The sequence below is a fragment of the Chryseobacterium sp. W4I1 genome, from assembly GCF_030816115.1.
Classification (GTDB): Bacteria; Bacteroidota; Bacteroidia; order Flavobacteriales; family Weeksellaceae; genus Chryseobacterium.
Window position 1 is genome coordinate 199959 of record NZ_JAUSXQ010000001.1, and the last position, 24417, is coordinate 224375.

Genomic DNA, 24417 nt, shown 5'->3' on the forward strand with positions numbered 1-24417 from the left:
AGTTTTTGGCAAGGTTTTAATTTTATATTTAAATAAAAAAGCTACAGAGTGATTCTGTAGCTTGATATTCTTTATGATAATCAGGATTAGTGTCCCTTTTCCTTCATAATTTTGTTTAGCCTTTTTAACATAGAAAGTCCTAAAAGTGTTGCAAATATTAACAATGCAAAGTTGACAAGGAAGTAATTCATCTTGTTATCGTAGCTGTACCAGGTACTTGCCAGAATTCCTGAAAGCTTGTTTCCTACAGAGTTGGCCAGGAAAAATCCTCCCATCATCAATGCTGTAATTCTAGCCGGTGAAAGTTTAGATACAAAGGAGAGTCCCATTGGTGAAAGACATAATTCTCCGACCGTAATTACCCCATAACCGGCAACCAGCCATAATGGAGATACTTTTACAGCACCGTTGTCTCCAGCCATAACCGCAAGAACCATTACAAGACATGATAATCCGGATATAAATAATCCCAAAACAATTTTTGTAGGCGTTAACGGTTCTTTTCCTTTTCTTCTTAATAAAGCCCAGAATCCTACAACTAACGGTGTAAGGGCAATTACCCAAAACGGATTGATAGACTGAAATAATTCTGTATTGTATAAATAAACTTTAGACTCAGGATTTTTCTCTAAAGCTGCACGCTGCTCTGGCGTAATATTTTTGAAATAAATATCTTTTCCGTTTTCTTTAATGCTCTTTCCATCTTTATCTTTTTGAGACTGGAACTGATTGTCATATACCGGAACTTCTTTGTCTTCATAACTTTTTCCTTCCACCATATAAATATCTTCAAGTGGCTTTTCCAAAGAAGCGGGAACACTTCTGTCCGTATAATAATTGGCCCATCTTGTAAGTGCCGTACCATTCTGTTTGAAAACTGCCCAAAAGAACATACTGATCAGGAATACTGAAAGCAAGGCTCCGATAGAAGGCTTTTCTTCCGGTTTTGCTTTAAAGTAAAGCGAAGCATAAAAGTAAATCACAGGAACACAGGCGAAAATAAAGGCATCCGTACTGTCGCTTCCGAAAATATTTCCCGGGATAAACCATCCTATAGCTCCAACGGCAATGGCAGGGAGGAAAACTTTAATTAAAATTTCAGAAAGTTTTGTGTCACCTTCCTGTACAGGCTTCATCTGTGCAGCGTGGATGTAATGTTTTCTTCCGATGGTAAAAATGACCATCCCAATCAGCATCCCAACTCCTGCAGTAATGAAGGCTTCACCCCATCCGAATTTATTACGCATGAAAGCGGCAATAATATTACAGATAAATGCCCCGATATTGATTCCCATATAGAAAATATTATATCCGGAGTCTTTATTAGCTTTGTAAGGCTCTTCAGAATAGAGGTTTCCTAACAATGTAGAAATGGTAGGCTTAAAAAAACCGTTTCCAATAATGATCAGTGCCAATGAACCATAAAAAAGTGGAAGATCCTTGAAAACTCCCATCCCGATATACCCTGCGGCCATCAGGATTCCGCCCAGATAAATAGATTTGATATATCCTAAAACCCTGTCAGCCAAAAATCCTCCAAGGAAAGGTGTTAAATAGGTCAAAGCGATATATGTTCCGAAAATGTCATCAGCAGTTTTGTCCGGAAGTCCAAGACCACCTTTCATTCCGGTAGGCTCGATGACGTAAAGCACAAAGATTCCAAGAATCAGATAGTACCCGAAACGCTCCCACATTTCTGTGAAAAAGAGGAAGGGCAGGCCTTTAGGATGTTTAGTCTTCATATAATCAATTTTCAAATTTCCCAAAAATAAGTTTTTAATTTCAATTGATAAAATAAATAATACAGCTGGAAATGATTAATGAAATAAATAAAAATCCCCTTCAGACTTGAAAGGGATTATATTTTTACTTAATTATAAATTTGAGGAGGGGGTACCGGAACTTGTTCATTTCTTTTCCACTGCTCAGCTTTTGAAAGTCCATTGATTAGTTTTTCAATCTCTTCCTTATTTTTTTTAAACTGATTACTATAAGTAGATCCAGTAATACGGCAATAGCCGTAGCTCGTAAGAAAATAATTTTCCAGATAGTCAAAATGATTACCGTCTATTTTTTTTGAATAGTCAATATGAAACATAGGTAAATTATTCACATTTCTATATTCTGTCTTCTTTAAAGTAGAATGATTAGGAAAGTTTAAAATAGATCCTATAGCTTCATTTTTAATGGCTTCAATATTCTCTTTTTTTGAATTTATACAAAAAAAAGAACCGTAAACATTTAATTCATCATATCTTACAAATGTATATTCAGGAAAATCAAGATGTTCATTTTCATAAATATCCCATTTCTTTTTGTCTATATATACACCACCATCAGCCCGTTGACTTCTTACCAAAGAGTCTGCAGATGCTGCTTTTGAAAGTTTTTGATGATTTACGGAAATATTTTCAAAAGCCTCCCGATCTTTATTATCGGCGTATTTCCACGTTTTATCTTTATAAAGAATAAGTTTTGCTCCGTTTTCAGTAATGGCAGTTGTTTGTGAAAGATTGAATTCATCATTGATTTTTCTGATTTCCCAATTTCCTTCAGAAAAAACAGCCACCTCCATTTTCTCCTTTGTCACTGCCAACGCCTGTGATTCTGCAAAAGAATAACCCAGGAGCATTGGCAAAACAAATAGATACCTCATTACAGATTTTCTATTATAAAATCAGTCATTTTCTGATACAGATGTGGCCTTGTCTGCCCACCATAAATTCCGTGGTTTTTGTCCGGATAAGCCATGAAATCGAACTGTTTCTTATTTTGGATCAAAGCTTCGGAAAATTCCATAGAATTCTGAAAATGTACATTGTCATCAGCGGTTCCGTGAATTAACAGGAATTTACCTTTTAATAAATTGGCGTATTCTGTCGGGGAGTTTTTATCATACCCGTCCGGATTTTCCTGAGGTGTCCTCATGAATCTTTCCGTATAAACAGAATCATAATATCTCCAGTTCGTAACCGGTGCTACTGCAATTCCTGCTTTGAAAACATCCGCGCCTTTCGTCATTGCCAAACTGGTCATATAACCACCGAAACTCCATCCGAACATTCCGATTCTTGTTTTGTCGATGTAAGATTGTTTTCCGAACCATTTTGCAGCAGTGATCTGATCTTCAATTTCATATTTTCCTAAATTCATATAAGTCACTTTTTTGAATTTAGTTCCTTTGTATCCCGTTCCACGGCCGTCTACACAGGCAACGATATAACCTTTCTGTACCAAATGATTAAACCATAATGCATTTCCATTGTCCCATGAATTGGCAACCTGCTGAGAACCCGGTCCTGAATACTGGAACATAAATAAAGGATACTTTTTATTAGGATCAAAATTCTTAGGCTTGATAATCCATGCATTCATCTGATCTCCTGCATCGTTAGGAATAGTAATGAATTCTTTTTCTGTAAAGTTATCTGCTTTTAATTTCTGAAGCTGTTCGTTATTATTCTGAAGCTCTTTTACCGTTTTACCGTTTCCGTCTTTTAAAACAAAAGTATATGGTTTTGAAGCAGTGGAAGAGGTTTCAATGAAATAGCTGTAATTCTTACTGAAGTTGGCAGAGTTGTTTCCTTCCGCATTAGAGATCAGCTGGGATTTTCCGTTTTCAATATTTACTTTTGAAACTACTTTGTTGATGCTTCCTTTTTCAGTAGTCTGGACGTAAATTTCTTTAGATTTTGGATTGAATCCGTAATAATCTGTTACTTCCCAGTTTCCTTTTGTCACCTGCTTTTTAAGCTTTCCATCTTTATCATACCAATACAGATGGCGGTTTCCGTCTCTTTCAGAAGCCCACAGGAAAGAATCATCCTCAAGGAATTCAAGAGTAGGGCTATCCGTATCGATCCATTTATCATCTGTTTCTGTGAATAATTTCTGAACGGATCCGGTTTTGGTATTTACTTTTAAAATATCTGAAGCATTCTGAATTCTTTCAGAAGTAAGCAAAACGATCTCGTCAGGTTTTGCGGTCTGGATAACATTCGGGATATAATAATTTTTGAAAGAGCTTAGATTCAATGGTATGGTCTTTCCTGTGTCAAGTCGGTATAGCTGTGCAGAAACCATAGAATTTTTCTCACCTGCTTTAGGATATTTATAACGCATTTCTGATGGATACAGACTTTTTCCATAAATTGGAATATAGATTTCAGGAACCTGGCTTTCATCTGATTTTACGAATACAACAGCGTCAGAATTTTTTGTCCACTCATATTGTCGTGCGTGCCCGAATTCCTCTTCATAAACCCAGTCTGCAAGTCCGTTGATAATTGCATTTTTCTTACCGTCATTGGTAATTTGGGTAATCTTTCCGGAGCTCAGATCCTGATAAAATAAATTGTTTTCTGCAATAAATGCAACTTTAGTAGCATCAGGAGAGAATCTTGGTTCCTGAACTGCTTTGCCATCATTTAAGCTGATTGTTTTACCTGATTTCAAATCTTTAACATCAAACTTTCCAAGAAAAGAATGCCTGTAGATCTGCTCACTTTCTTTCAGCAAAAGAATCTTAGATTCATCATCAGAAAATTCATAGCTGTCAAATTTCCCGTCAACAACATTACCTTCCTTTTGTGAAGTTTTATAAGAATATTTGGCAATACCTGTCGGCTCAATAACTAAATAGTTTTCTCCGTCTTTCATGGATGCAATACCAGCAATACCTTTTCCACGGTAATATCCTGAATATATTTTATCTAAAGTGATTTCCTGTGCTGATACATTATGGAATAAAGCAGCCACAGTAAGAGTTAAGAGTATTTTTTTCATTTCTAATTTTAATGATTCCAAATGTAATAATTCTTACCCAAATAACCATATAAAACAGTAAAACAGAACTTCAGATCCTGTTTTTAATGATATTTGTAGGTGTCATTATAATTCTGTAAAGCAGATGGTAACGCCCGGAGTCTGTGGCTGTCCCATGCAATTGTAATATACCAAACTCTTGATTCATATGTTACTGTATCTAACATCTTTTTATTCCGGATAAGCAATCCTGAAAATAATAGAATTCCTCAGCAGTGATTTTGCTAAAAATGATAATTTGGCAAAAGAATTGAATATACTATTATAGAATCAATTTAAAATAATAATTATGGAAACGAATGCATACAATCAGAAACTGAATCGCTATGTTTTAGCCGATCAGGTAGTTTATACAGGTTTTTCAAGCTTTAAAGATGCTGAAGAATGTGCAAACAAAAAAGGCGGAACTTTGGTAGAAGTAAGTTTTAAAGATGGAAATGATAATCCGCAGATCACAGATGAGGCTGGATTAATTGAAAAGAAGCTTCATTATTATGTGTATGCAGGCGATGAATATAAATTTATCCATTCATCCGATCCGGGATTTAGAAAATATGCAGATGAGCTGCAGAAAATAAAAGCGAAAATGCGTCAGGATGCACCAGACGAAAGATATCTTGCCAATTTCGAAATTGAAAACGCAGAAGACCCAATCATTGTGATCAAGAATGATCATTTTGAATCGGTAACTTCCAGAGAACGCTCCAAATATCTGAAGCATGCTAAAGTTTATGAACTAGGGGTATCCCTGCCAAAATCTTAAAATTTTTTATCATGAGCAAGACAAAATATTCAGAAAAAGCTCAGGACAAAGTAGGAGAGGTAATGCACGAATTCAAGGAAGGAAAATTAAAATCCTCTTCTGGAAAAAAAGTGACCAGCAAAAAACAGGCTGTGGCTATAGGTATTTCCGAAGCCAGAGAAAAAGGCTTAAAAGTACCTAAAAAGAAAAAAGAATGATAAAAAAGAATTCCGTGAAAAATATTCACGGAATTCTTTTATTTAAGCTTAAAGATAAATGTAAATTAACTATTAATCTTTTGCGCTTACTTGTTTTATTGATATAATACCTTATAATATTCATCCGCCATTCTATCACTGTTGAACTGATTTTGGACATCATTCATGGCATTATACTGAATTTTCCGCCATTTCTCATGATGGTCATAGTAAGTGGGAAGAATTTCGTTTTCCAGGATCTCATATAATTTATTCAGATCGTAGGTATCCTGCTCGTAAATGCTCATGTTCAGATAATCTGCTTTTGGTACAACAAATGAATTTTCTCCCGGCTTGGCAAATTCAGGAATCCATCCATCATCAGTGGACAGATTGACCGATCCGTTCATTGCCGCTGACATGCCGGAGGTTCCCGAAGCTTCTCTCGGTACCCTTGGGTTATTCAGCCACAGATCAGAACCCTGTTTCATAGATTTACTTAAAGAAAGTTCATAACCAGTAAGAACAGCCATGTTTTTGTGATTCTTGCTTTCTTCCACCAGTGTATTAAAAGTTGAAATTGCAGAATAATCCATTGGGTAAGGTTTCCCTGACCAAATGATCTGTACCGGATATTTTGGATTATTTAATAGTTTGTAGAATCGCTCTTTATCATGGAGCAGTAAATCTGCACGTTTGTAACCTGCAAATCTTCTTGCCCAGACAATAGTGAAGATATCAGGATTGAAAAGATTTCCCGTCTGATCTGCAACGATTTTGAAGAGGCTTTTCTTTAAATGCTTTTTACGGTAATCAAATACGGTTTCATCGTTTTCATCTTTGGCATTATAAAGCGGTTTGTCTGCCCAGTATTTAAATTCCTGTGCATTGGTAATGGAGGTGATTTCGCAGATACCTGGATATTTACTCCACATTGCTCTGGAAACTACACCATGAAGCTGAGAAACACCATTGGCCATTCTTGCCATTTTTAAAGCACATAAAGAATGATTGAAACGGTCATCATCAGCCCCTTCAATGCTTTTTACATCTTCCATGCTGAAACCTGAAAAATAAGACATATCATAACACAGTTTCAGATTGTGTTTTTCATTTCCTGCCTCTTCAGGAGTATGCGTAGTGAAAACCAATTTTTCTTTTACCCTGTTCAAATCTCCATTATATTTTTTCAGAAGATAGAAGGCAGCGGGAAGTCCGTGGGCTTCATTCAGGTGATAAACTTCTCTTTCTGCATTTATTTCATCCAGTAATTTGGCTCCTCCTTTTCCTAATAAAATATACTGGGCAAGCTTTGTAGACTCGTTGGCGTCATATAATTTGTGACAGATGGTTTTAGAAACATGATCATTTTCAGGAACATCCGTGGAAAGGAAAAACATGGGTGCAGTATTGAAGATCTCAGGATCAAGATACCACACCTTTACCCATACCGGTGCGCTGTGGATCTCAATCTGGAACTTTATTCCGGTGTCTTCAAGGAAACTGTACATTTTTCTTGTCCAAACCGGCTGAAGCGTCTGGTCATGGTTTCGTGCCTGGTCATAATATCCGAATTTCCAGAGAATTCCGATTCCGATAAGATCCTGTTTCAGGTTGTATGCACTTCTCATGTGGGAACCTGCCAGGAATCCCAGACCTCCTGAATATATTTTTAAAACCTGTTCAATGGCAAATTCCATTGAGAAATAGGCGGCTTTTTTAGAATATTGTGGATTAATGCTATAAGGTATTTTAAAATTTTTAAAATCCATAAATCGACAGTTTTTATATGTTAGATGGATAAAGGTATTGATTATGAAAATAAACTTTACATTAATTATCTGATAAATTAATGTAAAAGTATCCTGTGAATAGTTTTTTTACTTACCTTTATTATGTAAATTTTTGAAAATCAAAAACTTCTAACGGTGAGAACCAAAGAAAATAGATTCTCTGGTCAAATAAAAAAGTCACCTATGAAAAAGACATTTTCTGATGAAGATTTAATAAAGAATCTAAGTCTATACTACATGAACCGGCATTTGAAAAAAAAGCCGATGGAGAAATATCACCGTAAAATAGATGAATCTCTGCTTCACGACCGTGAAAAGTACAGAAAGAAATCAGAAATTCTCCTGCTTAATTCTTTTATGCATCACTTCCCCGAAGTTAAATTTGAAGATCTTACCTGCGAAAGTCCTGACTTTATCGCAAAGCTTAACGATAAGAAGATTGGAATAGAATTGACCGAAGTGATCAATCATCTGGAAATGAAAAAGGTTGAAAGTACCTTAAATAAGATGTTCCGTCAGGCAGAAATACTATTAGAACAAGAAGACACCTCGAAATATCGTGGTGTTTATTTTTTAGAATTTCACCCCAACGTTAAGTTTGACAATCTGGAAGATCAGCAGGAAAATATCATTAATATTTACCGAAGTATTAAAAAAAATAAAGCAGTAGGCTGTGTAAAAGCAATAAGGAAATCTTTTCACCGTAGAAATGTTTTTATCACCCATGAATACAGCATGAATCTTTTTGATGAGCTGTGTTCTGAAAAGATCTTGGAACTTATTGATAAAAAAAATGAAAAATTCCCTTATTATGATACTTCTGTTGACGAATGTTGGCTGGTGATCGTTTCCGATATGAATTCTATTGCCTCAAGATATACTTTCATCCAGGATAAAGAACATCTTAAGGAAGTAAAAAGCCCTTTCCATAAAATATTCCATCTTGAAAATCTTTGCGGAAATATTACAAGCATAAAATAGTTGCTGTTTATTATGTTATATCGTAATCATTTGGCATTTTTATTTAAAATAATTTAAGATTTTTAAAAATCCATTGTTTGTGATTAAAATATAGGTATATTTGGTATATGTGTTCTAAATCAATATTATGATTTGATTTTCAATCATTTTTAACTAAAAACAATATATCTATGAAAAAACTTTTACTCATTATTTTTTTCGGAATTTCACAGGCATTCTTTGGTCAGGCAGATTGTGCGACAGCTCTTGCAGTCTGTGGAAACTCAAACATTACCTATAGTCCGACGGGATATGGCAATATCAAGGAATTGGTAAACTCAGGGACTTGTCTGGATGCTACCGGAGAGCATAATTCGATTTGGTACAAAATTACAATAGCGACAGGAGGAACACTCACCTTTGATCTGGTTCCTAATAATCCGGATGCCGATTACGACTGGGCGATTTTTGGACCGAATGTAACTTGTGGAGCTTTGGGAGCACCTATACGCTGTAATGCTGCAACTGTTATTGGACCCGGACCAGCTACAGGGCTGAACATGACCAGTACCATTACTAATGCTTTGGGAGGTTCACTCACTCCTTATTGTAAATATTTGGATGTTTTGCCGGGTCAGACCTATTATCTGTTTATTGATAACTGGGTGAGCAGTACCAGCAGTACCACAGCTCCGTTTTCCCTGACCTGGGGAGGTACGGCAACATTGGCCTCGCCTTTCACGGATCCCAACTTACAGCCTCATCCTTTCAATCCTCCTGGAATACCGGCTGCTAATCCGGCAGATCCAAGAGAAGTGATTGTATGTGAGAACCCGGCTTTATTTGACTTTTTTACTCTTTCTACAGGAATCCTGAACGGGAATCCTAATTTCAGCGTAAGTTATCATACAAGTCAGAATGATGCTTTGACCGGAAGTAATGCGATTACGGTTCCTACTATTGTTAATACAACTACTGTTTACTACTACAGCATAGGTTATACAGATCCTGCCAATCCCAATAGCCCGCTCAATAAATGTAAACAAATAGGACTGTTTAAGTTCAGAGACGGTAAGATCACTGCCAATAATGTGACACTCACTCAATGTAATAACAATAATGCAGGAACTGCAGTATATGATCTGACAAGTGCCGCTGTTATTGCAGATCCCAATGTTACCAAGAAATACTACAATACCATTTCTGACCTGAACGCAGGTATCAATGAAATTACAAATCCAACAGCTTTTATTTCTGCAGAAGGAACAATCTATGTTAAGGTAACCTCGTCATTCGGGTGTTCCTCTATTGCACAGATCATATTGAAATTCCATCCGGTAGTTGTGGTAAATGATGCAACTATCAGGTCTTGTTCTATAGAGACTAATCCTTCTACAGCCTCTTTTAATCTCACCGGAACAGCTGTGACTAATCTAAATGGAGCTGTTAAAAAATATTACCCTTCAGTAACGGATGCTGTCAATCAGACGAATGAAATTTTACTGTCTTCAACCTATATCGCTCCAAGTGGTGTCGTGTATGTAAGGATTTCCAATGCACAGGGCTGTTATGCTATTGCTAAAATAACTTTAGTGGTTATTCCGCCGGTTTATTCCAGCATTCTTAAGGACAAAATTATCTGTGTAGAAGATAAAACGACTCTGGATGCCGGGCCAGGCTTCAACAGCTACGAATGGAGTACAGGAGCAACTACCCAAACCATTACGAATGCGGGAGTTGGCACCTATTGGGTAAAACTTAAAACAGGAGATTGCACCGTACTGCAGAATGTAAAAATATATCCGTCTGAGCAGCCTGTGGTTTCAAGTATTGATATTTCAAATACTACGGTCACTGTATTTGTTATTGGAGGCACTGCACCTTATAAATACTCTTTAGATAATATTATCTGGCAGGATTCCAATGTATTTAACAATATGAAAAGAGGAGATGCTACAATTTATGTAAAAGATTCTTACAATTGTGATCCTATCCATATTGGAATTGTAGTTCCTAATCTTGTGAATGTGATTACTCCAAACGGTGATGGTTATAATGATGTGATTGATTATTCTGCACTGGCAACAAAGAAAAATCTGGTTATGAATATTTTCGACCGTTATGGAAATATGATCTTCAAAATGGATAAATCTAATGGCTACAAATGGGATGGCACCGTTAGTGCAGGATTAAGAGTTCCAACAGGAAACTACTGGTATTCTGTTTCATGGAATGAAAATGATAAACTGAGCACACCGATTAAGTATTCGGGATGGATCGTGGTTAAAAACAGAGATTAATCTTATTTTAATAATAGCTATTCATATAAAACCATTTCGAAAGAAGTGGTTTTATTTTTGGTTAAATCTTAATTAAATGCTTTTGTATCTTTAAAATAATCAGAAAGATAAATGATTTTACCGTCCTCTGAAAAGTGAACAACCGTACATATATTATTTTCATAAATTCCTTTATTGATCATGGTCCCATAAGAAGCAGTCTGGTAGAAATATTTTTGATTTCCTAATGGAAATATTTCAAAAACCTGCCATTCAATCGATTCATACCGTCTGAATATAGCTCTGAATAAGGCCAAGATTCTGTTCTTACCCGAAATTTCTTTGGAAGGAGGTATCCAGATCGTACTTTCATCGGTGAACCATTTTTCAAGATGTTCAATATTTAATGAATTCAGATCTTTCATAAAGTCATTGATCCTGCAAAGCATATTTTAATTTACCTTTATATACGTGAAAAATGCTAACTTGGTTTTTATTTAAATATCATGAAAGAGCTTTTTATAAAACGTTTTCAATATTACAAATCCCTTGGTGATAAATCATTCCTACAGCTTTCTGACAATCAGATCTTTTGGCAGTATAATGATGAAAGTAATTCTATTGCCGTAATTGTAAAGCACATTGCCGGAAATATGCTTTCAAGATGGACCAATTTTCTAACGGAAGATGGGGAAAAATCATGGCGGAAACGTGATGATGAATTTGTCAATACATTTAAAACAAAACAGGAAGTTCTGGATTTCTGGGAAAAGGGCTGGGCATGTCTTTTTCATGCCATGGATCAGGTAAATGATGAAAATTTGAATTCTACGGTATATATCAGAGGAGAAGCCCATACCGTTTTGGATGCAATTGTGCGCCAGGTGGCTCATTATCCTTATCATATAGGACAGATTGTTTCTATTGCCAAAATGATGAAGAATGAGGAATGGAAAACACTTTCCATTGAAAGAAATAAGTCTCAGCAATTTAATAATGAAATGAAGGACAAATTTTCCAGTGAAAATGCAGATGCTAATTCATCACCGGTATGTTTTCAAAACAGTCCTGAAGTAAGGGATGAATATAAATAATAGACTGAATCAATTCAGAATTCTTATTAAAATTACTATCTTTGCACCCAGAAAATTCAGGAGTAATCAATGTCTACTTTTCACGGAACTGCCGCATTTCATACCCTCGGCTGCAAATTAAATTTTGCAGAAACATCTACTATTGCCCGCCAATTGACAGATGCAGGTTATAATAAGGTAAGCTTTGATGATAAAGCAGATGTCTATGTGATCAATACCTGTTCAGTCACTGAAAATGCTGACCGTGAATGTAAACTTCACGTGAAGCGAGCAATGAAAGCCAATCCGGAAGGACTGGTTGTTATTGTCGGATGTTATGCACAGCTGAAACCCGAAGAAATTTCACAGATCGAGGGAGTAGACCTTGTCCTGGGAGCTAAGGAAAAATTCAATATCTTAAGCTACCTTGACGATCTTGAGAAATCGGATAGTGAAGGAACTGTTCATTCATGCGAAATTGAAGAAACCGATTTCTTTATCGGAAGCTATTCAATTGGTGACAGAACAAGAGCTTTCCTGAAAGTGCAGGATGGATGTGATTATAAATGCACCTACTGTACCATTCCGCTGGCAAGAGGAATCTCACGTTCGGACACCATCGAAAACGTACTTCAGAATGCTAAAGAAATTGTAGGAAGAGACATTAAAGAAATTGTTCTTACGGGCGTTAATATTGGTGATTATGGTAAAGGAGAATTCGGAAATAAAAGACATGAACATACTTTCTTAGATTTAATTTCAGAGTTGGATAAAGTAGACGGTATTGAAAGAATACGTATTTCTTCCATAGAACCGAATCTTTTAAAAGACGAAAGCATAGAGCTGGTTTCCAAAAGTAAAAGTTTTGTTCCCCATTTCCATATCCCGTTACAATCCGGTTCCGATGATCTGCTGAAAAAAATGAAGCGCCGTTACCTTACGAAACTTTATAATGACAGAGTCAATAAGATCCGTGAAGTGATGCCCGATGCGGCTATCGGTGTAGATGTGATCGTAGGATTTCCTGGTGAAACAGAAGAAAAATTCATGGAAACGTATAACTTCCTGAACCAACTTCCGATCACTTACCTGCATGTATTTACTTATTCTGAAAGAGAAAATACTGAAGCTGCAGATATGGACGGTGTCGTTCCGATTCCGGAAAGAAAAAAACGTAATAAAATGCTGAGAATTCTTTCTGAAAAGAAGAAAATGGCATTCTATGAAACTCAGCTTGGAAAAACGCTTCCTGTTCTTTGGGAGCATGAAAATAAAGACGGAAAAATGTTTGGCTTCACCGAAAACTATGTGAGAGTCCAGAAAGATTTTGATTCCGCATTCGTCAATCAGATTGAATTTCTAAATTTAGAAAAAATCCTGTCAGATGGCACGGTTTCTGTGCAGTCATCCTTCGAAAGTTTTTTAGCAAAAGCGTAGTCTCTTTGCAAAATTTCTACTAAATTTATTTTAACTTTAAATAACTACATTCATGAGAGATAAGTTTTTATCTTGGGGAATTGTATTAGTAACCGCTACCTGGGTAGTGGCATTACTGATCAGAGCACATTACTGGATACCCATCCTGTTATCTGCCATTTATGCATTGGGTGTTTACAATGCCTACCAGTCGAAACACGCTATTCTGAGGAACTTTCCGGTCTTGGGCTACTTCAGGTACTTTTTCGAAAGTATTTCGCCTGAAATGCAGCAGTATTTCATCGAAAGGGAGACAGATGGCAAGCCATTTCCCAGAAACCAGCGTTCTGCAGTATACAGACGGGCTAAAAACTTAAGTGATACCGTTCCTTTTGGAACACAGTTAGAAGTTAATCATAGAAAATATGAAGGGATCAAGCATTCTATTTATGCAAAATCACCCGTAGAAGAACTTCCAAGAGTGTGGGTTGGAGGCGAACAGTGTACCCAGCCTTACCATGCTTCTTTATTTAATATTTCGGCAATGAGTTTTGGAGCATTAAGCGATAGGGCTCAAATATCATTGAACAGAGGTGCTAAAAAAGGAAATTTCTACCATAATACCGGTGAAGGAGGAATTTCTCCGCACCACATGGAAGGAGGAGATCTTTGCTGGCAGATAGGAACCGGATATTTTGGATGCCGTGACGAAGAAGGAAAATTTAACCCTGAATTGTTTACGAAATACTCCAATCTCCCTAATGTAAAAATGATCGAAATTAAGCTTTCTCAGGGAGCAAAACCAGGGCATGGAGGGGTGCTTCCAGGCGTGAAAAATACACCTGAAATCGCAAAAATCCGTCACGTCACTCCGGGAATGACTATTATTTCGCCGCCTTCCCACAGTTCATTTTCTGATGCTTCAGGTCTGCTGAGGTTTGTACAGCAGTTGAGAGAATTATCGGGAGGTAAGCCTATTGGTTTTAAGCTTTGTATCGGAGACACCAAAGAATTTGAAGATATCTGCGTACAAATGAATGTGATGAAGATCTATCCGGACTTTATTACCATAGATGGAGCAGAAGGAGGAACGGGTGCTGCACCGCCGGAATTTTCGGATGGAGTGGGGATGCCTCTGGAGCCGGCTCTTATTTTTGTGAACAGAACACTGAATAATTATAATTTAAGAAATAAATTAAGGGTTATTGCCAGCGGAAAAGTACTGACAAGTCTGGATATTCTAAGAGCTGTGGCAATGGGAGCAGATATGTGTAATAATGCGAGAGGATTTATGTTCTCATTAGGATGTATTCAAGCGTTGAGATGTAATAATAATAATTGTCCGACAGGAGTAGCCACTCAGGATAAAATGCTTATCAAAGGACTTGATGTTACCGATAAAAGTGAAAGAGTATACCATTTCCATAAAAATACACTGCATACCTGTAATGAACTGATTGCAGCAGCAGGAAAGAGTTCTTATGAAGAAGTGGATGCCAGTATGTTTATGAGAGGAGACGAATTTGATCACCTGGCAGATCTCTATTTCCCGGATATCTTAGGAAATGTAAAACAGAAGACAAGATTTTAGAAACGCCTGGAAAGATAAGAACCGCCTTCGATAAGAAGGCGGTTCTTTATATATGATTTTGATTTATTACTGATTTGCAGGCCTGTCTGCTCTTTTATATACCTGAAAATTGAAAATAATGGTATTATTTCTTAAAGAATACGTTGAGGCATAAGGGTAATGAGGATCTCTGGCAAAAGCAGCTCTGGATGGTACTATAATTACCCCTTGAAGATTGTAAGGCGATCCGCTCGGATAATCATCAAAAGCCTTAAATTTCTGAATAGCTTCCTGAAAACCTTCTATTTCATAATAACTTCTCTGTTTAGTAGCGTCGGTAGTCGCTGCATCCAATACAGACTGCTTTACATAATAAAACATTGGATCTACTAATGGAAGTCCACTACCATTAATTGTATTGGTGATAGGCAGTGTAGAGATGAAAGAAACATTTCCATCAGTTTCACCTGCTAAATAACCATTGGCTCTAATCATTACCGTTAGAATATCTTTTGGAGCAATAGTTTTACCGGTGGCTGCAGAAGGCTGTGCTCCATCTCTCATAATGTAAATCGTTCCGGATGGAAGTGTTTGATATGGCAGATCGATTAATTTCTTTTCATTATCATCACTGGCATCTGTTGTACTGAAAGCCTTTATATTTCCCTGAGCATCCAGATAATTTTCGTTCATAAACTTCTTAATGGCCTGATCGTCATAACTGTTCTGAACTGAGATATCTCCCGGTTCTTTATAAGTTTCAACTTCATCATCTTTCTTACATGCAGAAAAACATAAAGATCCCGCAAGGATATATAAAAATATTTTTTTCATTTCAAAAACTTTAATTACTTTACAAATAATATAACGGCAAAAGTATAAAAAATTATGAGAATAGATAAATTTTTATGGTGTATTCGTTTTTATAAGACGAGAAGTATTGCAACAGAGGAAATTAAGAAGAACAGAGTTTCTATAGGGACGTCTGCCATAAAGTCATCTAAAGAGGTAAAAGAAGGAGATGTTATTAAGATCCGCAAAAATCAGATCGACTATAAAATAAAGGTTCTCCAAATCCCTAAAAGCAGGATAGGAGCCAAGTTGGTACCCCTTCATATACAGGATGTAACCGATAAGGAGCAGTATGAATTACTGAAACTTCGCAAAATGTCACAGGATTATTACAGGAATAATAGGCGAAGGAAGACCTACCAAAAAAGACAGAAGAGAGATGGATGATTATGTAGGAAACGACATCGCCTCAGACTTTACAGACTGGGATGATTTCTTTGGAGAAACAGCAGACGGAACCGAAAGCGAAGAATAAAATGAAAAGCTCTAGAGATAGAGCTTTTCTATTATTTCTTTTACAATATCATCAGGATCTCTGCCATCCGTATTGATACTGAACTGTGCTTTGCTGTAAAATGCATTTCTTTCAAATAAATGTTTGGCAATAAACTCGGGAAGGTCTTCCTCAGAAATATTGGCAATCAGAGGCCTTTTTTCTTTTTGTTTTGAAAGCCTTTCTACTAAAGTTCCTACGGAAGCCCTCAGGAATACACTTTTAGAGTGACTGTTAATAATTTCAATATTATTATAGTACACAGGAGTACCCCCTCCAAGGCTTAAAACCACATTTTCTTCCGAAGCTAAAATTTCTTCCAGAGCCTCTCTTTCCAGCTTCCTAAAGTGAATTTCCCCCTTTTTTTCGAAAATCTCAGGAATGGTCAGTTTATTTCTTCTGGAAATCTCTTTATCGAGGTCTATCAGTTTGAAATTTATTTTATCGCTTAATATTTTGGAAATGTGAGATTTGCCACATCCCATGTATCCGATCAGTGAAATAACCATGAATTTTTTTTGAACAAATTTGCAAAAAAGTTTTGAGATAACGAAAAAACTCATATCTTTGCACCACTGAAAACGAGGGACATTATTCAAATGTAAATCGTTGATAAAGTGACCGACTCGGTAGCTCAGCTGGTAGAGCAATACACTTTTAATGTATGGGTCCTGGGTTCGAATCCCAGCCGGGTCACAAGCGAAATAAATTACTAGATTTTTGTAATTTTTTAGCCTGCGTGGTGAAATTGGTAGACACGCCATCTTGAGGGGGTGGTTTCCTACGGATGTGCTGGTTCGAGTCCAGTCGCAGGCACTGCAAAGAATATTTAATAATTACTGATAAATTTTTATCTTTAATTGTGGCCGACTCGGTAGCTCAGCTGGTAGAGCAATACACTTTTAATGTATGGGTCCTGGGTTCGAATCCCAGCCGGGTCACAAGTTTACTGAAAAGTAAATTTTTTTCATATTAATATTTTGTGATTTGGTGTTTCAAAGGTCTCCGCAAGAGACCTTTGATTTTTTTATATAAACTATTGTGAGAGTGAAAAAAAGTTGTATCTTTGCACCTCCTAAAACGGAAATTATTCGTTGACAAAGTGACCGACTCGGTAGCTCAGCTGGTAGAGCAATACACTTTTAATGTATGGGTCCTGGGTTCGAATCCCAGCCGGGTCACAAGATTTACTGAAAAGTAAATTTTTTTCATATTAATATTTTGTGATTTGGTGTATCAAAGGTTTCCTCAAGAGACCTTTGATTTTTTTATATGGATCTAAATAAAAACAGAGCTCTTATATATTGATAAGAGCTCTGTTTTTATGGAAAGTACATTTCTGTTTGTTAAACTAATGTTTAATTTTAATCCAAATGCATATTATCAATTAGCCTTACTCCATCTACTACAACTACTATGAATGCACGGTAATTTCTATCTTTATAGAAGAAATCGGTTTCTTTTAAGGTCTCCTCATCAGCAATCAGGAAATACTCTAATTTCATTCCGTGTTCCTGATCAAAAATATCTGTTACTCTCTTTTTTATTTCAGGAATACTAACCGTCCTGAACCAGTCGTTTACTTTGTTTAATGTATTGTAAATGATTTTCGAAGTTTCCTTACGGTCTTCATGTAACCTTTGATTTCTTGAGCTTAATGCCAATCCGTTTTCAGCTCTGTAAATGGGGACTCCTGTTATTTTTACAGGCAGATGTTTCTTTTCAACCATTTTTTTGATAATGGCGAGCTGCTGGAAGTCTTTTTCTCCAAAATAGGCATGGTCAGGTCGTACCTGTCTGAAAAGCTCTTCTACTACAGTTCCTACGCCGTCAAAATGACCCGGTCTTGATTTGCCTTCCATTTCATTTTCCAGACCATCAAAATCATAGTGCTGACTTTCAGTTTTTTCAGGATAGATATCAGAGACTTCCGGGGTATAAACGGCATCTACTAATCCAGAGTTTTCTAGTATAAGTATATCTCTATTGATGTCTCTAGGATACTTTTCCAGATCTTCCGGATTATTAAATTGGGTAGGGTTTACAAAAACTGAAGAAATTACGAGGTCATTATCTTTTCTGGCTTCTTCATATAGGGAAAGATGGCCTTTATGAAGCGCTCCCATGGTAGGAGCAAAGCCAATCCGTTTTCCCATTTCTTTCTGTCTTTCAATGAAATCCTGAAGGGTTTTCTTGTTTTTTATAACTTCCATAGTTTATTTTAATACTAATTCAAAAATACTAAAAATATCAGAGAATAATATGTGTTTTTAATAATTTCAAAATGGGAATTATCGTAAAATAATGTTAATTAAAATAATGTTGGATGTTTTTTTGTAATTTTGCACATTAAAGCATTTTTACAAAAATATAGATAGAAATTTATGCCGAATCAAAAAATACTGTACATTACTACAGAGATGTATCCATATCAGGAAGATACTAATATGGCTGCAGTGGTAAACAAAATGGCACTTAAGATGCACAATGAAGGCAATGATGTAAGAGTTTTTATGCCAAGATTTGGACAGATAAGTGAAAGAAAATTCCAGCTTCATGAGGTGATCCGCCTTTCAGGAATGAATATTATTATCAATGATCTTGATCAGCCCTTAATTATTAAAGTAGCCTCTCTTCCGGGAGAAAGACTTCAGGTTTACTTTATAGACAACGAAGAATACTTCAAAAGAAAGCAGTACTATGTAGATGATGAAGGAAAAGCTTTTGATGATAATGATGAAAGAGCAATTTTCTTTGCAAGAGGTGTTATTGAAACCATCAAAAAACTAAACTGGGTACCGGATGTGATCCACCTGAACGGATGGATGTCTTCTTTTGTTCCAATTTACCTTAAAACATATTACGAATCCGATACTTATTTCAAAGATGCCAAAATCGTTCTTTCTTTATACAATGAGAAAGATGCTGCTCTTGATAAAAACATTGCTGAAAAACTAACATTCGATAATATTTCAGGATTAAAAGCGTTAGATAATCCAACGATCAAAAACTTTGTTATTGAAAGTATGAATTACGTAGACATGGTTGTGAAAGGAGATGAGTTTCTGGATGAAGACCTGGATAAAGGCTTCAAGGAAACAACCACTTCAAAATCAGAATACGTAGACGTAGATTCTATAAACCAACTTTATTAAACACATTTTTAATGACTCATACTGTTAAAAGGACTTTAGCCATGCTTTTTGTGGCGGTTTTCGGGAGTGCCCTTCTTTACAATTGCGAACCAGAGCCGGATTCCCTCGGCGAACAGCTATTTATTGACGGGGCTGCAGAAGGCAATGTAACTTCTTATGACCTTATTGCTTATAATATCAATAATCATGATACCATAAGAAGTGACGCAGGAAAACTTGTAAGTTTAATCAATTCAACAACAGGAGCTGCTACCTATACTTCTGTTTTGGGAGCATTTTCTGAGGGGCAGTTCGGAATGCAGAAGGCATCACTTCTTACTCAGCTGAGAATGTCCACAGATAATTTTGATTTTGGAACTAATCCAAAAATTGACTCTGTAGTGCTTGTGATGAGACCTGCAGCGGTTGCAGATTCAGTAACTGCACCGGGAGCAAAAGATGAAAATTTATTAATTGGTACTGAAACAGTTCCTGTTTCAACAGATATAAAAACTTATCCAGTTAATTATCAGGTAAAATATGGTAAAACAAAATTGGGAACTGGCGGAACTAATACTCTCATGCATGTGAAAGTAGATGAAGTAACGACGTTCCTGGACGGAAACTCTGATGCTTTCAAAAGATCAAATGTAACAGTATCTACAGGAGAATCATTAGGAAATTCTGTATTTGATGGGAAAGTAAGGGCTGTAACAATCACTAAAAAATCAGATAATTCTTCTGTGTTTACATCAGACGCTGGATTTAGGATTCCTTTAAATAAAAACTTTTTCCAGACGAAGATCCTTGATAAAAGTAAGAAGCCGGAACTTATGGATGCGGCTAACTTTACCAGATACTTTAAAGGAATCAGACTTTCTGTAGAAGAAACAGATGGCTATCTTTTCGAGTTTTCTCCGGATAATATGGAAATAGTAATGTACTATACCAATGAGAAAAATGACAATGGTACTATAACAAGACCACAGACTACTTTTAAGTTACTGGTAAGTGGAGGACGTTATGGTCAGTACGAGTACAATAGACTTGGTTCTGCATGGAAAGATGCATCTGATGCTATCAACACAACGGATGGTGATCCTAAACTTTATTTACAAGGAATGGGTGGTCCTTCAGTAGGAATTAAGATTCCTGATGAAACAATCAGTAAACTTAAGACATTATATAATAAAGATAAAGCCGCTATTGTAAGCGCTAAGATCAGAATCTATACAGATGATTCATCTTGGAAAAATAATTATAGGAAAAAGGCAGATAATTTTACCATTCTTCCTGTGATTAAAGGTTCAGATCAATTACTTACGTCTTCAGGATTTATTTCAGATCTTTCTGCAGGTTTTGTTTGGTTAAAATCAAATGATTTAGACAAAAATCCTTCTTCTTATGATTTTACAGTTACAAAAACAGTAAAAGATATTGTAGAGGGGGCTGAAGCCAATAAAATATTACTTATTAATATGGGTAAATTTTTAACGAGTGATACACAAAAATATGTTGGGTATAAAAATACAACCAGAGCATTTGCTACAGAAAGAGGCGTTTATGTTGGGACGAATAAAAATAATCCTAATAGAATTCAGTTAAAAATCACTTACGGGACTAAAAAATAATACAGATAAAAAAATAAACAAACACTAGACAAAATAAAAATATGTGCGGAATTGTAGGATATACAGGATTTCAGGATGCGTATGACATTGTGATCAACGGTCTTAGAAGATTAGAATATAGGGGGTATGACAGTGCAGGAATTGTTTTGGAAGGCTCAAATAATAAATTTGAAGTAGAAAAAACAAAGGGAAAAGTAGATGATTTAGTCAATATTTCAGCACAGTTGAAAGGAACGGCCAAAATTGGAATGGGGCACACCAGATGGGCTACCCATGGTGTTCCAAGTGACAGAAACTCACACCCGCATTTATCAAATAATGGGAAAATTGCGGTAGTACATAATGGTATCATAGAAAACTATGATACTATTAAAACAATGCTTTCAGAAAAAGGATTTACTTTTAAATCTGAAACGGATACAGAAATACTCGTGAACCTTATTCAGTATTTCATGGATCTGAAGCCGGAAACGGATTTCCCAACTGCTGTAAGATTTGCTTTAAATGAAGTTTATGGAGCTTATGCTATCACTGTACTTCATGAAGATTATCCAGGTTTGTTGGTTGTAGCAAGATTAGGTTCTCCATTGGCTATCGGAATTGGTGAAAAAGAATATTTTATTGCTTCTGATGCCTCTCCTTTTGTAGAATTTACAAAAGAAGCGATCTACCTTGAAGAAGGACATATGGCTACTATTTCATTGGAAAATGGAGTAGATATCAGAACCATTAATGAGAACTCTAGGATTGAGCCTGAAATTCAGGAACTTAAATTAAGCTTAGAGCAAATTGAAAAGGGAGGTTATGAGCATTTTATGCTTAAAGAAATCTTTGAACAGCCAAAGTCTATCCATGACACTATGAGAGGAAGACTTCTTGTAGACGAAGGTATTATCAAAATGGCGGGGATCTGGGATCATGTTGAAAAATTCAAAAATGCAAACAGGATTATTATTATTGCTTGTGGTACTTCATGGCATGCGGGACTTATCGGAGAATATCTTATTGAAGAGTATGCAAGAATTCCTGTAGAGGTAGAATATGCATCAGAATTCAGATATAGAAATCCTATTATTACAGATAAAGACGTTGTTATTGCGATCTCTCAGTCGGGAGAAACTGCAGATACAATGGCTGCATTAAAATTAGCAAAAGAAAAAGGAGCATTTATATATGGTATTTGTAATGTAGTGGATTCGTCTATTGCAAGAATTACGGATGCCGGTTCATATACCCATGCCGGTCCTGAAATCGGGGTAGCTTCTACAAAAGCATTTACAGCACAGCTTACCATTCTTTCTTTAATTGCTTTAAAATTAGGAAAACATAATGGTAATTTAGGTAATGCAGAATTCATGAGTTTAATTTCTGAATTGGATGCTCTTCCTAAAAAAATCGAAGAAGTATTAAGTACTACTCACGAGCTGACTCAAACTATAGCAAAAGACTTTATCAATACCACTAATTTCCTTTATTTAGGAAGAGGGTATAACTATCCGGCGGCACTGGAAGGGGCTCTGAAACTGAAAGAAATCTCTTATATTCACGCAGAGGGATATCCTGCCGCTGAAATGAAGCATGGTCCTATCGCCCTTATCGATGAAAACATGCCAATTGTTATCATTGCCCCTAAAAAAGGACATTATGATAAAATTGTGAGTAATGTTCAGGAAATTAAAGCAAGAAAAGGAAAAGTGATTGCTGTAGTGAATAAAGGAGATAAGCAGGTAAGTGCAATGGCAGATTATGTTATTGAAATTCCCGAGACCTCAGAATGCTTCTCGCCGATCGTAGCTTCAGTGCCTTTACAGCTATTGGCTTATTACATTGCAGTATACCGAGGTGCTAATGTAGATCAGCCAAGAAACCTAGCTAAATCGGTAACTGTAGAATAAAATGTAGTTGTAAATAAAATAAATGTAGATTTCTTCCGTTATTTCAAAAAAAATCTTAAAAGTTTCTTAAAAAAATTATATATTTACGGCTTAATTATAAAAATTAACATGAAAAGGATATTTCTTTTATTATTGTCTGCGTCGGTAGCATCAGTATCTTGTTCAGGTGGTGGCAGTTCTTCTGTAGGGAAGCCTGGAACGAAAGGAGAATTGATACCAAGAGAAAAAACGAAATCATTTGTTGCGGAAAGACCATTTGGAATGGTTGCAATTCCTGCAGGTTCATTTGTTGCTGGTCTTGCTGATCAGGATCCAACAAATACTCCTGAAAAAGCTTCATTGAAAACGGTTACCGTTTCTTCTTTCTTCATGGATGAAGCAGAAACTACTAATGCAGAGTACAGGGTATTTATTAATTATGTAAGAGATTCTATTGCTAGAACTCTACTAGCCGAAGCTGCTGGGGAAGGCGGTGAAGAAGGTGGACGTAGAGGGGCAAGCATAGGTGATTATGCATACCTTGCTAAAAAAGAAGAAAATTTAACACCTTATCAAGAATATTTAGAAGGCCAGGGAGGAAGAGAAGATGGAGGTTATGATGCTTCTAAAAGATTAGACTGGAAAATCCCATTACATTGGAGCAGCGGAAAGTATCCGGATGTAGAATATGCGGAAGTTTTAGAGTCTATGTATCTGCCTGCTTCTTCTAGAATCGGAAACGAAAGAATTTTAGACGTTAGTAAATTAAAATACAATTATCAGTGGGGAGATATGGATGCAGCACTTGCTGACAACGAAAGAGGTGCCAATTACCTTAAAAGTTCCAGCATTGCCATCTATCCCGACACTACGGTTTGGATAAATGATTTCCACTTTACTTACAACGAACCATTGTTCGAACAGTATTTCTGGCACAAAGCTTACAAAGATTACCCTGTAGTAGGAGTAACCTGGGATCAGGCAAGAGCTTACTGTAACTTCAGAACTAAACTGAAAACAGACTACAACGAAAGCTTGAAAAGAAAAAAACAAAGACCAATGATATTCCGTCTGCCTACAGAAATCGAGTGGGAATATGCTGCTAAAGGCGGAATGCAAAATGCTACTTACCCTTGGGGTGGTCCATATTTAATGGATGACAGAGGTTGCTACCTTGCCAACTTCAAACCAAAGAGAGGTAACTACATGGAAGACGATAAAAAAGGTACTTACACATATACAGCTCCAGTAAAGAAATTTAAGAAAAATGGATTTGGGTTATTTGATATGGCTGGAAACGTTTCTGAATGGACAGAATCTGCGTATAACAATTCTTCTTACGGGTTCTCATCTACTTTAAATCCTTCTACGAAAGATAAAGTAGATACAAAGAGATCAGTAAGAGGTGGATCTTGGAAAGATATAGGATATGCCCTGATGACAGGTGCTAGAGATTGGGAAAGAAAAGATTCCGCAAGAAGCTATATCGGATTCAGAACTGTACAGGACATTCCTGAAGCAGCAGTGAAGCCAAGAAGAGTTAACAGATAATTAACCGGACAACTATTTTTCAATAACA

The 24417-nt window shown here is 36.3% G+C and carries 19 protein-coding genes, 4 tRNA genes and 1 pseudogene; 16 read left to right on the forward strand and 8 right to left on the reverse strand.

Going from position 1 to position 24417, the window contains the following annotated elements:
* Window positions 1–86: 86 nt before the first annotated feature.
* The 3 genes from QF044_RS01000 to QF044_RS01010 form a co-directional block, all read right to left on the reverse strand.
* On the reverse strand, window positions 87–1742 hold the full coding sequence (locus tag QF044_RS01000) for a peptide MFS transporter (protein WP_307262614.1): 1656 nt from the start codon (window positions 1740–1742) through the stop codon (window positions 87–89).
* 128 nt (window positions 1743–1870) lie between these two features.
* Window positions 1871–2656 carry a hypothetical protein gene (locus QF044_RS01005; protein ID WP_307262616.1) on the reverse strand — a complete coding sequence of 262 codons (786 nt, stop codon included), beginning with the start codon at window positions 2654–2656 and terminating at the stop codon, window positions 1871–1873.
* Window positions 2656–4785 (reverse strand): S9 family peptidase, encoded by a 2130-nt coding sequence (locus QF044_RS01010; protein WP_307262618.1) that lies wholly within the window; start codon window positions 4783–4785, stop codon window positions 2656–2658. The genes QF044_RS01005 and QF044_RS01010 overlap by 1 nt, the downstream gene beginning before the upstream one ends.
* 328 nt (window positions 4786–5113) lie before the next feature.
* Here QF044_RS01010 and QF044_RS01015 point away from each other — a divergent pair, with 328 nt between their 5' ends.
* Window positions 5114–5587, forward strand: coding sequence for a hypothetical protein (locus QF044_RS01015; RefSeq protein WP_307262620.1), 474 nt, complete (start codon window positions 5114–5116; stop codon window positions 5585–5587).
* Between the two features lie 11 nt (window positions 5588–5598).
* A complete protein-coding gene (locus QF044_RS01020) occupies window positions 5599–5784 on the forward strand; it encodes a DUF6496 domain-containing protein (protein WP_307262622.1) in 186 nt (61 codons plus the stop codon).
* A gap of 95 nt (window positions 5785–5879) precedes the next feature.
* On the opposite strand, the gene glgP is transcribed toward QF044_RS01020, so the two are convergent.
* Entirely contained in the window at window positions 5880–7535 is a 1656-nt protein-coding gene (glgP, locus tag QF044_RS01025; protein WP_307262625.1) for an alpha-glucan family phosphorylase, read from the reverse strand.
* Between the two features lie 204 nt (window positions 7536–7739).
* On the opposite strand from glgP, the gene QF044_RS01030 reads away from it, so the two are divergent.
* A complete protein-coding gene (locus QF044_RS01030; RefSeq protein ID WP_307262628.1) occupies window positions 7740–8537 on the forward strand; it encodes a hypothetical protein in 798 nt (265 codons plus the stop codon).
* Between the two features lie 170 nt (window positions 8538–8707).
* A complete protein-coding gene (locus tag QF044_RS01035; RefSeq protein WP_307262630.1) occupies window positions 8708–10816 on the forward strand; it encodes a T9SS type B sorting domain-containing protein in 2109 nt (702 codons plus the stop codon).
* 68 nt (window positions 10817–10884) lie between these two features.
* Here the strand turns inward: QF044_RS01035 and QF044_RS01040 are convergent, their stop codons facing one another.
* Complete coding sequence (locus QF044_RS01040) at window positions 10885–11244, reverse strand: nuclear transport factor 2 family protein (RefSeq protein ID WP_307262631.1); 360 nt, start codon at window positions 11242–11244, stop codon at window positions 10885–10887.
* A 57-nt stretch (window positions 11245–11301) separates the two neighbouring features.
* Here QF044_RS01040 and QF044_RS01045 point away from each other — a divergent pair, with 57 nt between their 5' ends.
* From QF044_RS01045 to QF044_RS01055, 3 genes are all read left to right on the forward strand, one after another.
* Window positions 11302–11889 (forward strand): DUF1572 family protein, encoded by a 588-nt coding sequence (locus QF044_RS01045; protein WP_307262633.1) that lies wholly within the window; start codon window positions 11302–11304, stop codon window positions 11887–11889.
* Window positions 11890–11958: 69 nt separating this feature from the next.
* A complete protein-coding gene (mtaB, locus tag QF044_RS01050) occupies window positions 11959–13305 on the forward strand; it encodes a tRNA (N(6)-L-threonylcarbamoyladenosine(37)-C(2))-methylthiotransferase MtaB (protein ID WP_307262634.1) in 1347 nt (448 codons plus the stop codon).
* 52 nt (window positions 13306–13357) lie between these two features.
* Window positions 13358–14875 carry an FMN-binding glutamate synthase family protein gene (locus tag QF044_RS01055; RefSeq protein WP_307262636.1) on the forward strand — a complete coding sequence of 506 codons (1518 nt, stop codon included), beginning with the start codon at window positions 13358–13360 and terminating at the stop codon, window positions 14873–14875.
* A 66-nt stretch (window positions 14876–14941) separates the two neighbouring features.
* Here QF044_RS01055 and QF044_RS01060 read toward each other — a convergent pair whose 3' ends face one another.
* Window positions 14942–15688, reverse strand: coding sequence for a hypothetical protein (locus QF044_RS01060; RefSeq protein ID WP_307262639.1), 747 nt, complete (start codon window positions 15686–15688; stop codon window positions 14942–14944).
* Window positions 15689–15742: 54 nt separating this feature from the next.
* On the opposite strand from QF044_RS01060, the pseudogene QF044_RS01065 reads away from it, so the two are divergent.
* Window positions 15743–16181, forward strand: a pseudogene (locus QF044_RS01065) (RNA-binding S4 domain-containing protein).
* 11 nt (window positions 16182–16192) lie between these two features.
* On the opposite strand, the gene QF044_RS01070 reads toward QF044_RS01065, so the two are convergent.
* On the reverse strand, window positions 16193–16708 hold the full coding sequence (locus QF044_RS01070) for a shikimate kinase (RefSeq protein WP_307262642.1): 516 nt from the start codon (window positions 16706–16708) through the stop codon (window positions 16193–16195).
* A 114-nt stretch (window positions 16709–16822) separates the two neighbouring features.
* Between QF044_RS01070 and QF044_RS01075 the strand changes: the two genes are divergently transcribed.
* The 4 genes from QF044_RS01075 to QF044_RS01090 all read left to right on the forward strand — a co-directional run bounded on the left by QF044_RS01075 (window position 16823) and on the right by QF044_RS01090 (window position 17380).
* Window positions 16823–16895 (forward strand) — tRNA-Lys (locus tag QF044_RS01075).
* A 37-nt stretch (window positions 16896–16932) separates the two neighbouring features.
* Window positions 16933–17015 (forward strand) — tRNA-Leu (locus QF044_RS01080).
* A gap of 52 nt (window positions 17016–17067) precedes the next feature.
* A tRNA-Lys gene (locus tag QF044_RS01085) sits at window positions 17068–17140 on the forward strand.
* A gap of 167 nt (window positions 17141–17307) precedes the next feature.
* A tRNA-Lys gene (locus QF044_RS01090) sits at window positions 17308–17380 on the forward strand.
* Window positions 17381–17563: 183 nt separating this feature from the next.
* Here the strand turns inward: QF044_RS01090 and panC are convergent.
* The gene (gene panC / locus QF044_RS01095; protein WP_307262645.1) at window positions 17564–18412 is read right to left on the reverse strand and encodes a pantoate--beta-alanine ligase; all 849 of its coding nucleotides are present in this window, start codon (window positions 18410–18412) and stop codon (window positions 17564–17566) included.
* Between the two features lie 171 nt (window positions 18413–18583).
* Between panC and QF044_RS01100 the strand changes: the two genes are divergently transcribed.
* From QF044_RS01100 to gldK, 4 genes are all read left to right on the forward strand, one after another.
* On the forward strand, window positions 18584–19354 hold the full coding sequence (locus tag QF044_RS01100) for a glycogen/starch synthase (protein ID WP_307262647.1): 771 nt from the start codon (window positions 18584–18586) through the stop codon (window positions 19352–19354).
* An 11-nt stretch (window positions 19355–19365) separates the two neighbouring features.
* On the forward strand, window positions 19366–20964 hold the full coding sequence (locus QF044_RS01105; protein ID WP_307262649.1) for a DUF4270 family protein: 1599 nt from the start codon (window positions 19366–19368) through the stop codon (window positions 20962–20964).
* Between the two features lie 41 nt (window positions 20965–21005).
* Window positions 21006–22859 (forward strand): glutamine--fructose-6-phosphate transaminase (isomerizing), encoded by a 1854-nt coding sequence (glmS, locus tag QF044_RS01110; RefSeq protein ID WP_307262651.1) that lies wholly within the window; start codon window positions 21006–21008, stop codon window positions 22857–22859.
* Between the two features lie 108 nt (window positions 22860–22967).
* Window positions 22968–24389 carry a gliding motility lipoprotein GldK gene (gene gldK, locus QF044_RS01115; protein ID WP_307262654.1) on the forward strand — a complete coding sequence of 474 codons (1422 nt, stop codon included), beginning with the start codon at window positions 22968–22970 and terminating at the stop codon, window positions 24387–24389.
* The last annotated feature ends 28 nt before the right edge of the window (window positions 24390–24417 follow it).

Bases quoted from the DNA above. Each gene is read 5' to 3' on its own strand.
- QF044_RS01000 (WP_307262614.1), bottom strand. From the start codon at position 1,742: ATGAAGACTAAACATCCTAAAGGCCTGCCCTTCCTCTTTTTCACAGAA.
- QF044_RS01005 (WP_307262616.1), bottom strand. From the start codon at position 2,656: ATGAGGTATCTATTTGTTTTGCCAATGCTCCTGGGTTATTCTTTTGCA.
- QF044_RS01010 (WP_307262618.1), bottom strand. From the start codon at position 4,785: ATGAAAAAAATACTCTTAACTCTTACTGTGGCTGCTTTATTCCATAAT.
- QF044_RS01015 (WP_307262620.1), top strand. From the start codon at position 5,114: ATGGAAACGAATGCATACAATCAGAAACTGAATCGCTATGTTTTAGCC.
- QF044_RS01020 (WP_307262622.1), top strand. From the start codon at position 5,599: ATGAGCAAGACAAAATATTCAGAAAAAGCTCAGGACAAAGTAGGAGAG.
- glgP (WP_307262625.1), bottom strand. From the start codon at position 7,535: ATGGATTTTAAAAATTTTAAAATACCTTATAGCATTAATCCACAATAT.
- QF044_RS01030 (WP_307262628.1), top strand. From the start codon at position 7,740: ATGAAAAAGACATTTTCTGATGAAGATTTAATAAAGAATCTAAGTCTA.
- QF044_RS01035 (WP_307262630.1), top strand. From the start codon at position 8,708: ATGAAAAAACTTTTACTCATTATTTTTTTCGGAATTTCACAGGCATTC.
- QF044_RS01040 (WP_307262631.1), bottom strand. From the start codon at position 11,244: ATGCTTTGCAGGATCAATGACTTTATGAAAGATCTGAATTCATTAAAT.
- QF044_RS01045 (WP_307262633.1), top strand. From the start codon at position 11,302: ATGAAAGAGCTTTTTATAAAACGTTTTCAATATTACAAATCCCTTGGT.
- mtaB (WP_307262634.1), top strand. From the start codon at position 11,959: ATGTCTACTTTTCACGGAACTGCCGCATTTCATACCCTCGGCTGCAAA.
- QF044_RS01055 (WP_307262636.1), top strand. From the start codon at position 13,358: ATGAGAGATAAGTTTTTATCTTGGGGAATTGTATTAGTAACCGCTACC.
- QF044_RS01060 (WP_307262639.1), bottom strand. From the start codon at position 15,688: ATGAAAAAAATATTTTTATATATCCTTGCGGGATCTTTATGTTTTTCT.
- QF044_RS01070 (WP_307262642.1), bottom strand. From the start codon at position 16,708: ATGGTTATTTCACTGATCGGATACATGGGATGTGGCAAATCTCACATT.
- panC (WP_307262645.1), bottom strand. From the start codon at position 18,412: ATGGAAGTTATAAAAAACAAGAAAACCCTTCAGGATTTCATTGAAAGA.
- QF044_RS01100 (WP_307262647.1), top strand. From the start codon at position 18,584: ATGCCGAATCAAAAAATACTGTACATTACTACAGAGATGTATCCATAT.
- QF044_RS01105 (WP_307262649.1), top strand. From the start codon at position 19,366: ATGACTCATACTGTTAAAAGGACTTTAGCCATGCTTTTTGTGGCGGTT.
- glmS (WP_307262651.1), top strand. From the start codon at position 21,006: ATGTGCGGAATTGTAGGATATACAGGATTTCAGGATGCGTATGACATT.
- gldK (WP_307262654.1), top strand. From the start codon at position 22,968: ATGAAAAGGATATTTCTTTTATTATTGTCTGCGTCGGTAGCATCAGTA.